This window comes from Leisingera sp. M523 (assembly GCF_025141335.1).
Classification (GTDB): domain Bacteria; phylum Pseudomonadota; class Alphaproteobacteria; order Rhodobacterales; family Rhodobacteraceae; genus Leisingera.
This window is the reverse complement of record NZ_CP081036.1, coordinates 810,635-825,080: the sequence shown is the minus strand read 5'-3', so window position 1 is coordinate 825,080 and position 14,446 is coordinate 810,635. Positions and strand designations below refer to the sequence as shown.

The window sequence follows — 14,446 nt, the reverse complement described above, 5'->3', positions numbered from 1 at the left end:
ACCAGCCCCTGAAGCGTTTCTCAGCAAGACTTTTTTGCGCGCGCAGCGCGCCCGGCCCAAGGCTGTAATGTGCCCCTGGGCACTTTCAGGCGCGGGAGCACACCGCTAGCGGCAATACGAACCGCCGCGGTGGCGCGCGACATCCAGGTGGAAATGGTCGCGGTGATAGCGGTCGGCCTCTGGCCCCAGAACGGTGCCGAAGGGTCCGCAGGCTGCGCGCCAGAGCTTTTTCAGCGTCTTGCGGGTCTTGCGGTTCTGCCAGCCTTTCAGCACCGTCACCGTCTCGCCGCTGGCCAGGGTGAAACCGGAGATATCGATGGCCCGCCCTTTACCATGTTCCGAAATCTTGGCACCGGGGCGGTTGTTGCGGGTTCGGCACGCATAATGCGCGGCAACGCGCAGGGAGACCACCTTGTTACGGCGGCCAAAGGCGGTTTCGACCTCGCGGTTGATCCAGGTTTTCAGCGCCCGCGCGGTGTTGCAGGTCATCAGCGAGGCCTGGCTGAGCCGCACCCCGGCAATCTCGCGCACCCGCACCGCATCCTTGGCGCCGCAGCCGGGCAGCGTGCCCGAGACGTGGCCAACGCTGTCGCCCTGGATATCAATATCGCCGCAGACCGATCCCTTGCGCCGCTTGCGGCGCTTGAACAGCACCTTCTCTGCCAGGCTGTCCGGCCGTGCAAAAGGCAGTAGAGATGATCCCGGCCCCAGCAGCGGCAGATCTGCGGGGCGGGCTGCTGCTGCCAGGATCTGTTCCGATTGCGGGCGTGAAACCGGGCGTAATTCCGGCGAATTGACTATGCCAGCTACCTCTAAGCCCGCATCAGTTAAGCCCGCATCAGCCTGCGGGCGCGCAGGCGGCGCAAGCGAGGTTTCCGGTGCAGCGGCCAGCGCGGCACCGCCAAGCATCGTTGCCAGCAGCAGGGCGCCCGCGCGGATCATTTCTTTTGCCCCCGGCCAAAGTCCGGCGCATCAGTGTCCTGGCCGGCCTCGATGATGCCGCGGCGGATGGCGCGGGTGCGGGTGAAGTAATCGTGCAGATGGTCGCCGTCGCCGGTGCGGATGGCGCGCTGCAGGGCAAACAGCTCCTCGGTGAACCGGCCCAGGATTTCCAGCGTGGCGTCCTTGTTGGTCAGAAACACATCGCGCCACATGGTCGGATCCGAGGCCGCGATGCGGGTGAAGTCGCGGAAACCAGCGGCGGAATACTTGATCACCTCGCTGTCGGTCACCCGGCGCAGGTCGTCGGCGACACCCACCATGGTGTAGGCAATCAGGTGCGGCGTGTGCGAGGTGACGGCCAGCACCAGGTCGTGGTGGTCGGCGTCCATCTCATCAACATTGGCGCCCATCCCCTCCCATAGCGCGCGCAGGCGGGCGGTGGCTGCGGCATCGGTGCCCTCGACCGGCACCAGCAGCGACCAGCGGTTGTCGAACAGCTCAGCAAAACCGGATTCCGGGCCGGAATGTTCAGTCCCGGCCAGCGGGTGGGCGGGCACGAAATGCACACCTTGGGGGATATGGGGCAGCACGGCGTCGATCACATGGCGTTTGACCGAGCCCACGTCCGACACCGTGGCGCCGGGTTTCAGCAGCGGGGCGATGTCTTCCATCACCGGACCCATGGCGCCAACGGGAACGCAGAGCACCACCAGATCGGCATCTTTCACGGCCTCCTGCGCGCTGTCGCAGACCCTGTCGCACAGGCCGATCCTGCGGGCGGTTGCGCGGGTCTCGAGGCTGCGGGCATACCCTGTGACCTCGCCCGCCAGCCCTGCGCGTTTCATCGCCCAGTACATCGAGGACGCAATCAGGCCCAGCCCGATCAGCGCAACGCGCCCGTAAACCTGCCTGTTGTCCTGACTGCTCATGCCTGCCCCTCTTTGAATGCTTTCACCCCTTGTGCCACGCGGCGGCAGGCATCTTCGTCGCCGATGGTGATGCGCAGTGCGTTCGGCAGGTTGTATCCCGCCACCCGGCGCACGATCAGCCCCTGCGACTGCAGAAAACTGTCGCAGGCCTCGGCTTCGGCCTGGCTGGCAAAGCGGGCCAGGATGAAATTGGTGCTGGAGACGTCCGAGGGCACGCCGAGTTCAGCGAGAGCATTTGCCAGCCAAGAGCGCCATTTGGCGTTCATGGTCCGGCAGTTGTCCACATAGTCCGCATCCCGAACCGAGGCCTCGGCCCCGGCCAGCGCTGTGCTGGAGACGTTGAAAGGGCCACGCACCCGGTTCAGCACGCCGACGATCTCCCGCGGGCCATAGCCCCAGCCGATCCGCGCACCGCCCAGACCGTAGATCTTGGAGAAAGTGCGCGTCATGAAGACGTTGCTGCGCGCGTTGGCAATGGCAGCCCCAGCATCGAAGCCTTCGACATATTCAGCATAGGCGCCGTCCAGCACCAAGATAGCCCCCGCCGGGATGCCATCGGCCAGCCGGGCCACTTCCCCTTCGCTGATCATGGTGCCGGTGGGGTTGTTCGGGTTCGCAATGAAGACCAGCCTGGTCCGGTCGGTGCAGCCCGCCAGCAGAGCGTCTACATCGGTGACCCGCTCGCGTTCCTTTACCTCCACCGGCGTCGCACCGGCAGCCAGTGCGCTGATGCGGTACATGGCAAAGCCGTGTTCGGTGTACAGCACCTCATCGCCCGGACCGGCATAGGCCTGGCACAGGAATGTAATAATTTCATCACTGCCGGCACCGCAGATGATCTGCTCCGGCTCCAGCCCGTGAACCTCGCCGATTGCCTGCCGCAGCGCCGCGTGGTCCGAACTTGGATAGCGGTGCATATTGGCCGCCGCATCCTGCATCGCCTGGATGGCGCGCGGGCTGGGGCCCAGCGGGTTTTCGTTCGAGGAGAGCTTCACAACATTGCTCACCCCATTCACATGAGCAGCCCCGCCCTGATAAAGAGCGATGTCCATGATACCGGGCTGCGGTGTGAGTTGAGTCATAATACGGGCTCCTTAATTCCTGCCCGTTCTAGCGGCCCAAAGGCTGGTGGGGAAGCACCAAGATGACGCTTCCCCATTGCTGCCGCCCCCCCGAGCAGCAGCCCCCAATGACGGTGCAGCCGGCGTTAATGCGCCGCTGCCGACTTGGGCATCTTGCGTTTGGCTTCGGCCATGATGATTTTCTGGATCTGCTTGCGCAGTTCCATGTCCTTGCGCATCGCCTCATTGGCCTGTTTCTGCATGGTCGAGGCCGATTGCGACCCGTCCGAGCTGATCAGAACCTCGCCTGCGTATTTGCTGAACGACTTGCCGCTGATCTGCTTGGCAATCTCGCCATAAATGGCGTCGCCGTGCAGCTTGATGAAATCCTCGGTCGCTTTGGTGCCGTATTTGGCAATCAGGTCTTTCTTGACCGCGCCTTCCATGGCGGCAGGTGCCAGTTTGGTCTTGAGGAACTTTTCAGCAGCGCCGGTGAAACCGGAAGAGAATTTGTCCAGCGCTTTGCCTGCGCCCGCCGACATGATGCCCGCGGTCAGGATCTTAGCGATGCTTTCCTTGATCTCCTTGGTGTTCGGCGGGCGGCCCTTTTCGATCAGGGGCTTGGCCAGACCGATGGTTTCCTTCAGCGCCTCGGTCACCATCGCCTCGCCGGCCTTGGATTTCAGGAACTTCTCAAAGAAAACTTTCACTGCCTTTTTGGGAAACTCGCGTGAGAGTTTCGAGGCTGCGGCTTTGGCCAGATCATCGGCGAGCCCTGCCGACAGTTTGGAGGTCAGTTTGCCGCCAGCAGCACCCGCAAGCCCGGCGATGAAGCTGTCGATGAAGACCTTCTTGGCGGCGCCATCCCAGGTCACCTTGTTGCCCGCCAGATGCTCACCCAGCTGGCCGGCGCTGGATTTCAGCGCCTCGGTGCTGGCGGCGGCAATGGCGTGGGCCTTGGCCGGGGACATGCCCTTGGTCGCCACCAGACGGGCGGTCATATAGGTTTCGACCACGGCAAAAGACACTTCGCGCACGATTTCCAGCTTCCAGACAATTCCGCCGGCAGTTGCGATCCGCTGGTCAATGAATTTCTTAAACGCCTTGCCGCCGGTGTTATAGGCTTTAGATGCTTTAACGTCCTGTTTGTACACCTTTTTCCAGTCAGGCTTCTTCTTGGTCGTCAGCGTTTTCAGCAGGCTGGATTCAGAGCGGGCATTCAGGATCGGGGTCCAGGGCGGATCGGTCTTGTCGTTGACAACGCTGACGGCAAATTCCGTCAATGCGTTCAGGAAGGTGTCGTTCCCTTGGCGGGTGCTTTCCACCTCGTTGCAGAAATCAACCCACGATTCCGCCTGACCGTACATCATGTTGGCCTTGGCCAGAAGCTTGCGCCGCAGCTCCTCCTGCCCGGCTTCAAACTCGGCCACGGTGATCAGCTTGGTCTTGCCGTTCTCGACAACTTCAATCCGCTCCACTTTGGTGTCGGCAGAATGCTGTGCCGCCAGTTTCGGCAGGCCTGCGTTCCAGGTCCGCATGCCGGGGTCGACAATGCCGTCAGGCTTCTTGAAACCCAGCTTCTTTTTCTGAAAATCCTTGATCGTGTTGATCAGCCCGGCGTCGCATTTGGTGCTGACCTCAATGGAATAGCCGTTTGCCTTAAGCATCAGGCGGACCAGCTCGACATCTGCGGGGGCATTCTTGACCGGCTTGAATTTGCTCTCGCCAGTCTTGGGGTCCGGTTTGGTGATCCGTTTCTTGTCACCAACAGGGGCGGAAAGCTTAAGGGCCATAACAGTGCTCCAATCAATAAAATACAGTTAGAGCGTGCCACGCACCCCTTCGCGCCGTCGCGGGGGATTTGACCTGTATTTTCCCCCTTTAAATACAGGGGTTCGATACCTACATATCACGTGTATGTGAGGTGCTTCCCAGCCCCGGGAAAGCACCCGGTTTGTTTGCGTCTAGGCGACCAGCGCCTTGAACCGCGCGGTTTCCGGATCGACATTGTAACGGGCCGCAAGCCCTCCTGCCCTTCGGGTCAGATCGTTGACGCAATCGATGACGTATTGCGCGGTCTCCTCCTCCATCAGATATGAGAAGTTGAGCCGGACCCAGCCGGGCTTTTTCATTTCCTCGCCTGCCTTCAAGTCGGCAAACAGCCGTTCCGACTCCGGTCGGCCAATGCCCAGCAACCGGTGTGCATAAGGCCCCGCACAGGCGCAGCCGCCGCGGGCCTGGATGCCGTAGACGTCGCTTAGCATGCGGGTGAACAGCTGCTGATGCACCGGATTACCGGCCCCGTCCGAAACCAGAAAGGAGAAGATCGGCAGCCGGTGCGCATCGCGGTGGCCCAGGATCTGCAGGTGCGGATTGCCGGACCAGCCCGCCCAGGCCATGTCTGCAAACCTGGCTTCACGGGCTTCGATCTGCTCCTGGCCGACCGCCTCTTTCACCAGAAATACCAGGGCTGCGCGGATGTCGCCGATCACATTCGGTGTGCCGGCTTCTTCGCGGGTTGCCAGGTCCAGGCTGTATTCGTGCTGCCATGGGGACACAAAACTGACAGTCCCCCCGCCCGGCCAGGACGGGCAGCGGCGGCGCACCGCGCCTGAGTTGACCACCAGCACACCCGAAGCACCGGGTCCGCCCGGAAACTTGTGCGGCGAGACCACCACGGCATCCTTACGTGCCGCCCCGCCCTGCCCCATGTCGATTGGCAGATACGGGCCGCCGCCGGCATAGTCCCAGACCGCCAGTGCGCCGTGCGCATGCAGCAGACGGCTGATAGGGTCAGGATCGGTCACGATGCCGGTGACGTTGGAAGCCGCCGAGAAGCTGCCGATCTTCAGATCGCTGCCGGCGTGCTGCTTCAGGGCGAGTTCTAGAACTGCCAGATCCACACCGCCCTCGGCGGCCTCGGGGATTTCCACCACCTCCGCCTTGCTTTCGCGCCAGGGCAGGATGTTGGAGTGATGCTCATAGGGGCCGATGAAGACAACCGGCCGGACAGCCTCGTTCACGCCGAACAGGCTGACCAGCCGGTTGAGACCCGCGGTGGCGCCCGATCCGGTGAAAATCACCGCATCATCCCCAGTGGCGCCGGTCATGCGGGCGATCTCAGCCCGGGCCTCGCGGCGCAGGCGGGTCATCTGCGTGCCGCAATAAGACGCCTCGGTATGGGAGTTGGCATAGAAGGGCAGCACCTGGCCTGCCACAAAATCCTCGACCTGGCGCAGCGCCCGGCCGGAGGCGACGTAGTCGGCATAGACCAGCGGCACCTCGCCATCGAGGCCGGGAATCATCACCCCGTCGCCGATCACGCTGCGGCCCAAGGCGCCGTTTTGAGCGGCCTGCCGGATTGTGTGTTTGAATACTGCCAGGGTCATGTCGCGCCTCCGTTATCTTTCGCAATCAAGATGAACGCTTCCATGCGCAAAAACTTTGGCAAATACTGAGTGGATAAAACAATCATTGTGTCATATGATCTTCATATGAGCAAAACAGCCGATCAAATTGACCGAAGCATTCTACGCGCGCTGCAACAGGATGCCAGCCTGTCGCAACGGGAGCTGGCCGATCAGGTGGGCCTGTCGCAGAACGCTTGCTGGCGGCGGCTGAAAGCGTTGAACGACAGCGGGCTGCTGAAGGGCTCGACTGCACGGCTCGACCGCAAGCAGCTGGGGCTGGATCTGGTGGTTTTTGTGCTGCTGCGTACCCGGCATCATTCGGCGGATTGGCTGCTGAAATTCCGCCGCCATGTGCTGACGATCCCAGAGGTGGTGGATTTCCACCGCATTGGCGGTGATTACGACTACCAGCTGAAAGTGGTGACCGAGGACATGGCCAGTTATGACAAGGTCTATCAGCGGCTGATCTCGGGGGTGGAGCTGGACAGCGTGACGTCTTACTTCGCGATGGAAGCCATCGCCGAGGGGCGCCCGTTGCCGCTGTAGCCCGGCGGGTTGGGAAAGGGGGGGGGCGCTGCCCCCAGCCCTGCGGGCTTCCCCCGGGGTATTTTCGCCCAGAAAGAAGCCCTGCCGGACTGATCAATGCCCAAAGGCGCTGTTCTTCATCCATTTCGGGCGCTTGCCGTCCGGCCCCATGCGCATATGCAGACAGGCAGTGCCGAGGCGCTGGAAGTAAAGGATATCAACCGGATACCAGCCCGCTGACGGCACCTCTACTTCTGTCAGGATGGTGCTGTCGCAGGACTGGCGGCCATCGTATTCGCCCACCACCTGGCCGCCGACCCTGGCGCGCAGCCCGTCATTGGTGAGAAAGTCGATATTGTGGATGCCGGGCTGGTCAATCTTCACATAGCCAGTGATCCGGGCCACGACATTCAGCGCCCGTTTGGAAGTGAGCGTGTTCTGCCCCTCCTCCGTGTCACGGTTGTCGAGACCCGCGATGGGCTGGCCCCGCTCGCTGGAGATTTTCAGCGCCGAGGAGGCCTCAACCAGAGATTTCACATCATGCGGATAGGCGTAGACCACCGACAAACCCGGCTTGACGCCGGAGGGCTGCGGGTCTGCCGGGACCAGCTTCAGCGGCGCAGCGCCTGCGGAGGCGGCGGTCAGGACTGCAATCGCGGCGGCAGCCTTCAGATAGGTTTTCATCACTCACTCCCTGTCGTTTTACAGGCAGGATAGTGGCAGGCGGAGCGCAGGGCTACCGGGTTTTGCCAATACGGCCCCGGAGATACTGTAAACGAAAAAGGGCTGCCCCGCAGGACAGCCCTTTCGCCATGTGCCGTGATGGCAGCAGGCTTAGTTCTTGGCGTAGAATTCCACAACCAGGTTCGGTTCCATAAGAACCGGGTACGGCACGTCGCCCAGGCCGGGGGTGCGCACGAAAGTTGCCTTCAGCTTGGAGTGGTCGGCCTCGATGTAATCGGGAACGTCGCGCTCGGCCAGCTGGGTGGCTTCCAGAACGGCAACCATCTGCTTGGACTTGTCGCGGACTTCGATCACGTCGCCCTCTTTCACGCGGTAGGACGGGATGTTGACGCGCTTGCCGTTCACGGTCACGTGGCCGTGGTTCACGAACTGGCGGGCCGCAAAGACGGTTGCCACAAACTTGGCGCGGTAAACAACGGCGTCCAGGCGGCGCTCGAGCAGGCCGATCAGGTTTTCACCGGTGTCGCCGTTCACACGCACGGCTTCGCCGTAGATGCGGCGGAACTGCTTTTCGGTCAGGTCGCCGTAGTAGCCCTTGAGCTTCTGCTTGGCGCGCAGCTGGATGCCGAAGTCGGACAGTTTGCCCTTGCGGCGCTGACCGTGCTGGCCGGGGCCATAGTCGCGGCGGTTGACCGGGGACTTCGGACGGCCCCAGATGTTTTCGCCCATGCGGCGGTCGATTTTGTACTTGGCAGACGTGCGTTTGGTCACGGCTGATCTCCTTCTTTAGTGGCATTGCAGCTGTTTCCGAAAACCGGTTCCCACTTTTCGGGCAGCAATCGCATACGCCACTGCACCGTCCGTGTTCACCAGTTCCAGGAGCACCTGCAACAATCGAAGGGCGTTGTCCTCTTGCTCCGGATCCAGGATCCGGGCATGACAGGCATCCCCTTGCGAGGGCCGCCAACACCAATGAAGCCGCGCTTATATAGGGGGATGGGACAGAGTCAACATCGGCCAGCCAGGTTTCGCAGGGAAATCCGCGAAATCAGCAAGAGCCCGGACGCCTGGCAGCGTTCGGGTAACGGATCAGGCCGCCTCGTGGCCCAGAATCGCAGCCTCGGATGCATTGAGGTTGCGGCGCGCATACGTGCCATAACCCAGCGGATTTCGCTCCAGTCCGGGCTGCAGATGGAACAGCCGCGACCGGTCGCTGTCGCTGAGCGCTGTCAGGGATGCATTGGAGGGGTGGAAGCTTTCGGTCTCAACCCCGTTGGCCCAAAGCACCTGGTGATTAGCCAGCATGATATGGATATAGGTCGCCTGCCGCACCGAGGCGTCGGGCAGGATTGTACGGCCGTTGACCAGATCGCCTGCCGCCACCAGAACTTCGGGCGTGTTGAACAGCGCCCGCACCCGGTCGCCGCGCAGCAGCATCCGGTGATCCGGCGAGACCAGCAGCTCCCGCTCTGGGCGGTCGATACCCAAGGCCCCGGCGTGAATGCGGATCGGGCGCAGCCGCGGCATCACAAACAATCGTGCGCCGCTGATCCGGCGGGAGCCGATCCAGAGGATTTCCTGGGCGCCATTGTCGCGGGTCTGCACCTTTTCGCCCTCGCGCAGCCGCTCAACCCGCTTCGGGCCGCCGGGTGTTGCGATCAAAGTGCCCGGGGTAAAGCAGATCACACCGGTTTCGCCCTGCGGACGATCGGCGCTGACCGTTCCCAGCGAATGATGCACCACCCACAGATCAGCACCGCGCGGCGGCAGCTCGTCGACGAACATCAAAAGCGGGCGCTGGCCCGGCCCCACCTCTATGAGAGTCACGGTGAAACTTTGCACGCCGTTGGTCACAACAAAGCTGCTGTCCATCAGCGGCTCGTCCACCTTGACCGAATCGACATCGGTCCGGTTTTGAACAGCCGCACCTACCAGCCGGCGCACCGACCGTGCCGCCCGGCGGCGCAAATCTGCCTCGCCATTTGCCATGTCCAGCCGCAACAGCTCTGCCGGCCCGTCCACCCGCACAGCATCGCCATGCCAAGACCAAGCCGCCCCTACATCAAGAGCGTCAACCGGTGCGGCCGGTAGGCCGTCAATCTCGGTTTGCGACCAGGAAACAACAAACGTGCCACGAAAGCCCGTTTTCATCTGCCTGTATGCCTGCCTAAATTCGTTTTTTATTAACGAAAGCTTAACAACGCACCTTCCGGCCCGAAACTGCAATGCCATAAAATGGTTGTGAGCGTGCCCTTTAGGCATCAATCTTCATGCGGTTGCAGCGGTTTTGGCGGCACTCAATCGCTGGAAAACAGGGCGGATGATTGTCCACAGATACTAAACAAATCCATTTCAACTCAACGGACTATAGCTGGAACGCAGGGTCTGCGCAGCCTGCCGAACCACTTCTGCCACCTGCAGCAGCTGCCGCGCAAGCGGGTTGCTACGGCGCCAGATCATGCCAATGGTGCGGGCCGGCTGAGGGTCCCGGAAGCGCGCGACCGAGACAACAGCCGAGCGGGTCTCGACCGGGACGGCCATTTCGGGAATCAGCGTGACGCCGATTCCGGCGCTGACCATCTGCACTAGGGTCGACAGCGAGCTGCCATCCAGCAGTTCGCGCGGGGCTGCCGACTGCATGTTGCAGAACGACAGCGCCTGATCGCGGAAACAATGCCCTTCCTCCAGCAGCAGCAGACGCATTTCGCGCAAACCATCGGGACCGGGAACCGGTTTGCCGGTGTCCTCGCCGGGGCGCACCAGCACAAAATCCTCTTCGAACAGCGCCACCTCCTCAAAGGCCGGTTCCGAAACCGGCAGCGCCACAATCGCCGTGTCCAGCCGGCCCTCTCCCAGTTCTTCCAGCAGCCTTGGGGTCACGGTTTCGCGCACTCGGATGTCAGCCTCCGGGTATTGCCGGGTCAGGTTCCCGACGATCGACGGCAGCAAATAGGGCGCAATGGTGGGAATCACCCCGATCCGCAGCCGCCCGGCCAGCCCCTCCCGGGACGCCCGCGCCAGCTCGCCCAGCTCATCAACTGATCGCAAAATACCGCGCACCCGGCCTGCCAGGTCTTCACCCAGGCTGGTGAGCCGCACCTGGCGGGCGCCGCGCTCGACCAGCTGCACCCCCAGCGCTTCCTCCAGCTCCTTGATCTGAACCGACAAAGCGGGCTGGGAAACTGCGCAGGCACCTGCCGCACGGCCGAAATGGCGGTGCTGGGCCAGCGCCTCAAAATAGCGCATCTGACGGAGAGTCACGTTCATCATAGGATTTCATTATCACTGCGATGAATAAATGCAACTTAATCCAATGGGATTTCCCTGCTAGCCTCCTCTGCAGAACAACAGGGACTCCCGGCAACAGCAGTTTTTTGCCCCCAGTGCATTTTCAGGCGGTGCCTGCGCTGCTGGACTGATCCGGGAACATTTCTGCCACGACGCAGTTCAACTATTTGAAGCCACGATCGGAGAAGAATATGGACGGAAACACCCCCGCAGGAAAATGCCCGGTGATGCACGGCGCGGCGCTGAATACCGATGCCGGCGGCACCTCGAACCAGGATTGGTGGCCGAACCAGCTGAACCTGAAGATCCTGCATCAGCATTCGCCCAAGTCGAACCCGATGGGGGCTGATTTCAGCTATGCCGAGGCCTTCAACAAGCTGGACCTGGAAGCGGTGAAGAAGGATCTGTTTGCGCTGATGACCGACAGCCAGGACTGGTGGCCAGCGGACTATGGCCATTACGGCGGGCTGTTTATCCGCATGGCCTGGCACAGCGCAGGCACCTACCGCACCGCGGACGGGCGCGGCGGCGGCGGCACCGCCAACCAACGGTTTGCGCCGGTGAACTCCTGGCCGGATAACGGCAACCTGGACAAGGCGCGCCGCCTGCTGTGGCCGATCAAGCAGAAGTACGGCAACAGCATTTCGTGGGGCGATCTGATAATCCTGGCAGGCAACTGTGCCATTGAATCGATGGGCGGCCCGGTATTCGGCTTTGGCGGCGGCCGCGAGGATATTTGGGCGCCGGAGGAAGACATCTATTGGGGCACCGAGACCGAGTGGCTGGGCGACAAGCGTTATTCCGGCGACCGTGACCTGGAGAACCCGCTGGCCGCTGTGCAGATGGGCCTGATCTATGTGAACCCCGAGGGGCCGAACGGCAACCCGGACCCTGTCGCCTCGGGGCTGGATGTGCGGGACACCTTTGCCCGCATGGGGATGAACGACGAGGAAACCGTGGCGCTGGTTGCGGGCGGCCATACCTTTGGCAAGGCGCATGGTGCCGGCGATCCTGAGCTGGTTGGGGCTGAACCTGAAGCCGGCGCGATGGAGCAGATGGGCCTTGGCTGGATCAATGCGCATGGCTCCGGCAAGGGCGGCGACACTACGACCTCGGGTATCGAGGGCGCCTGGAAGCCGAACCCGACAACCTGGGACATGGGCTATTTCGACGTGCTGTTCGGCTATGAGTGGAAGCTGGAGAAAAGCCCCGCAGGTGCGCAGCAATGGCACGCGCAGGACGTGGCACCGGAGCATATGGTGGTGGACGCGCATGACCCGAGCAAGCGCCATGCGCCGATGATGACCACCGCGGATATGTCGCTGCGGATGGACCCGGTCTACGAGAAGATCTCGCGCGACTTCCATGCCAACCCGGAGAAATTCGCCGATGCCTTTGCCCGCGCCTGGTTCAAGCTGTGCCACCGCGACATGGGACCGAAGTCGCGCTATCTGGGCGCGGATGTGCCTGCCGAGGATCTGATCTGGCAGGATCCGCTCCCGGCAGTGGATCATGCGCTGGTGGACGAACAGGACACCTCGCAGCTGAAGGCCACAATCCTGGCAACCGGGCTTTCGGTTTCCGAGCTGGTCTCGACCGCCTGGGCTTCGGCCTCGACCTTCCGCGGTTCGGACATGCGGGGCGGGGCCAACGGCGGCCGTATCCGTCTGGCACCTCAAAAGGATTGGGAGGTGAACCAGCCGGAGCAACTGGCCAAGGTGCTTAACATCCTGGAAGGCATCCAATCCAGTTTCAACGCAAGCGCTGCTGGCGGCAAGAAAATCTCGATGGCGGATCTTATCGTGCTGGCGGGCTGCGCCGGTGTTGAGGAAGCCGCCAAGGCTGCAGGCCACCCGGTTTCGGTGCCGTTCACACCGGGCCGGACGGACGCGTCCCAGGAGCAGACCGACGCCGAAGGCTTTGCGGTGCTGGAACCGGAGGCCGATGGTTTCCGCAACTACCAGAAGGCCGCCTATAGCGTTCCGGCTGAGAAGATGCTGGTGGACCGGGCGCAGCTTTTGACCCTTGGCGCGCCGGAAATGACTGCGCTGGTTGGCGGTCTGCGGGTCCTGGGTGCGAACCATGGCGGTTCCAAACATGGCGTGTTCACCGACCGGGTGGGCGTGCTGAGCACCGACTTCTTCGCAAATATCACCGATGCGGGTGTGGAGTGGAAGCCGGCGGACGACGGCACCTATGAGGGCCGTGACCGGGCCAGCGAAGCGGTGAAGTGGACCGGCACCCGGGCGGATCTGGTGTTCGGCTCCAACTCGCAGCTGCGGGCCTTAGCCGAAATCTATGCGCAGGCAGATGGCGAAGCGGCGTTTGTGCGGAACTTTGTGGCGGCCTGGGTCAAGGTGATGAACGCAGACCGGTTTGATCTGGCGGCGTAAGCAGCACCTTACTTGAAAAGAAGGCGCTTCGGGAAACCGGGGCGCCTTTTTCATTGCGGCCTTTGAGATACAAGGCGAAGGTCAGGCGCTGCCCGGCCTTCAGCCGGGCGATAGGATTATTCGATTGCTGCACTTCCCTGGCCGAATTCGATCACCCGTGTTTCTGCCGTGTAATCCGACTCGATGATCAGGATTGCCAGCAGCCCGATCATCGCCAGGGGCGGCAGCAGAACCGCATAAATCAGCGCCAGCCGCTCCCAGGCCATATGCATGAAGACGGCAATGATCAGCCCCGCCTTCAGCGTCATGAAGATCAGGATCAGGCTCCAGCGCAACAGCCCCTGCAACTGGGCGTAATCGACCCAGTAAGACGCCGCGCTAAGCACGAACAGCAGTATCCAGACTGAAAAATAGAGCTTTAGCGGATGCTGCTGCCCCTCGTCATGCGCCATCTCCGCCGCCTCGGCGGTTTGCGGTGAATCTGTCATATCGGCCCCCTACCACAGATAGAAGAATGCAAAGATAAAGACCCAGACCAGGTCGACGAAGTGCCAGTAAAGCCCCATGATCTCCACCGCCTCATAGTCGCCGTTGCCCGCCGACATCCAGCTGCGCTGGTTGCGGTCGAAATCACCGCGCCAGACCCGGCGGGCGACGATCACCAGAAAGATCACTCCAATGGTGACATGGGTGCCGTGAAAGCCGGTGATCATAAAGAAACTGGCGCCGAATTGCTCGGCCCCCCAAGGGTTGCCCCAGGGGCGCACGCCCTCAGAAATCAGCTTGGACCATTCAAACGCCTGCATGCCGACAAAGGCGGCGCCCAGCGCGGCAGTGGCCAGCATCAGCACAGCGGTGGCCTTGCGCGCCTTGCGGTAGGCGCAGTTCACCGCCATCGCCATGGTGCCGGAGGAAGAGATCAGCACAAAGGTCATGATGGCAATCAGGATCAGCGGCAGGTTGGCGCCGCCGATATGCAGGGCAAAAACCTCGCTGGCGTTAGGCCATTCAACGGTGGTGGAGTTGCGGGCATTCAGGTAGGCAACAAGGAAGCAGGCAAAGACGAAGGTATCGCTCAGCAGCAGGATCCACATCATCGCCTTGCCCCAGGAGACCTTCTTGAAGGCGCGCTGGTCCGACCCCCAATCGGCGGCAAAGCCGCTATGTCCCTGTTGCTGCAGCGTCTGGTCCTGGCCTTGCAATGGGTGTTCCAT

Annotated in this window: 13 protein-coding genes; 2 read left to right on the top strand and 11 right to left on the bottom strand. The window is 62.2% G+C overall.

All coding sequences use genetic code 11. The annotated features are described in order from the left end of the window. Window positions 1-105: 105 nt before the first annotated feature. The 5 genes from K3557_RS03885 to K3557_RS03865 form a co-directional block, all read right to left on the bottom strand. Entirely contained in the window at window positions 106-942 is an 837-nt protein-coding gene (locus K3557_RS03885) for an extensin family protein (protein ID WP_259997786.1), read from the bottom strand. Continuing rightward, window positions 939-1,871: a prephenate/arogenate dehydrogenase family protein gene (locus K3557_RS03880; protein ID WP_259997784.1), complete on the bottom strand. Its 933-nt coding sequence runs from the start codon at window positions 1,869-1,871 to the stop codon at window positions 939-941. Before K3557_RS03880 ends, K3557_RS03885 begins: the two co-directional genes overlap by 4 nt. After that, window positions 1,868-2,953, bottom strand: a complete 1,086-nt coding sequence (gene hisC / locus K3557_RS03875; RefSeq protein WP_259997782.1) for a histidinol-phosphate transaminase — start codon at window positions 2,951-2,953, stop codon at window positions 1,868-1,870. Before hisC ends, K3557_RS03880 begins: the two co-directional genes overlap by 4 nt. A 125-nt stretch (window positions 2,954-3,078) precedes the next feature. Further along, the gene (locus K3557_RS03870; protein ID WP_259997780.1) at window positions 3,079-4,725 is read right to left on the bottom strand and encodes a peptidoglycan-binding protein; all 1,647 of its coding nucleotides are present in this window, start codon (window positions 4,723-4,725) and stop codon (window positions 3,079-3,081) included. Window positions 4,726-4,896: 171 nt separating this feature from the next. Next, a complete protein-coding gene (locus K3557_RS03865) occupies window positions 4,897-6,321 on the bottom strand; it encodes an aminotransferase class V-fold PLP-dependent enzyme (protein ID WP_259997778.1) in 1,425 nt (474 codons plus the stop codon). A 105-nt stretch (window positions 6,322-6,426) separates the two neighbouring features. On the opposite strand from K3557_RS03865, the gene K3557_RS03860 reads away from it, so the two are divergent. Continuing rightward, the gene (locus K3557_RS03860; RefSeq protein WP_259990794.1) at window positions 6,427-6,888 is read left to right on the top strand and encodes an Lrp/AsnC family transcriptional regulator; all 462 of its coding nucleotides are present in this window, start codon (window positions 6,427-6,429) and stop codon (window positions 6,886-6,888) included. 93 nt (window positions 6,889-6,981) lie between these two features. On the opposite strand, the gene K3557_RS03855 is transcribed toward K3557_RS03860, so the two are convergent. From K3557_RS03855 to K3557_RS03840, 4 genes are all read right to left on the bottom strand, one after another. Next, entirely contained in the window at window positions 6,982-7,551 is a 570-nt protein-coding gene (locus K3557_RS03855) for a PA14 domain-containing protein (protein ID WP_129370154.1), read from the bottom strand. 150 nt (window positions 7,552-7,701) lie between these two features. Beyond that, the gene (gene rpsD, locus K3557_RS03850; protein ID WP_027258072.1) at window positions 7,702-8,322 is read right to left on the bottom strand and encodes a 30S ribosomal protein S4; all 621 of its coding nucleotides are present in this window, start codon (window positions 8,320-8,322) and stop codon (window positions 7,702-7,704) included. Window positions 8,323-8,640: 318 nt separating this feature from the next. Continuing rightward, complete coding sequence (locus K3557_RS03845) at window positions 8,641-9,702, bottom strand: Hint domain-containing protein (RefSeq protein ID WP_259997776.1); 1,062 nt, start codon at window positions 9,700-9,702, stop codon at window positions 8,641-8,643. Window positions 9,703-9,903: 201 nt separating this feature from the next. Continuing rightward, a complete protein-coding gene (locus K3557_RS03840) occupies window positions 9,904-10,821 on the bottom strand; it encodes a LysR substrate-binding domain-containing protein (protein WP_259997774.1) in 918 nt (305 codons plus the stop codon). Between the two features lie 209 nt (window positions 10,822-11,030). Here K3557_RS03840 and katG point away from each other — a divergent pair, with 209 nt between their 5' ends. Next, the gene (gene katG, locus K3557_RS03835; protein WP_259997772.1) at window positions 11,031-13,232 is read left to right on the top strand and encodes a catalase/peroxidase HPI; all 2,202 of its coding nucleotides are present in this window, start codon (window positions 11,031-11,033) and stop codon (window positions 13,230-13,232) included. A 116-nt stretch (window positions 13,233-13,348) separates the two neighbouring features. On the opposite strand, the gene K3557_RS03830 is transcribed toward katG, so the two are convergent. Together K3557_RS03830 and K3557_RS03825 are read right to left on the bottom strand one after the other, a co-directional pair. Beyond that, a complete protein-coding gene (locus K3557_RS03830) occupies window positions 13,349-13,720 on the bottom strand; it encodes a cytochrome C oxidase subunit IV family protein (RefSeq protein WP_259997770.1) in 372 nt (123 codons plus the stop codon). A 9-nt stretch (window positions 13,721-13,729) separates the two neighbouring features. After that, window positions 13,730-14,446: a heme-copper oxidase subunit III family protein gene (locus K3557_RS03825; RefSeq protein ID WP_259990783.1), complete on the bottom strand. Its 717-nt coding sequence runs from the start codon at window positions 14,444-14,446 to the stop codon at window positions 13,730-13,732.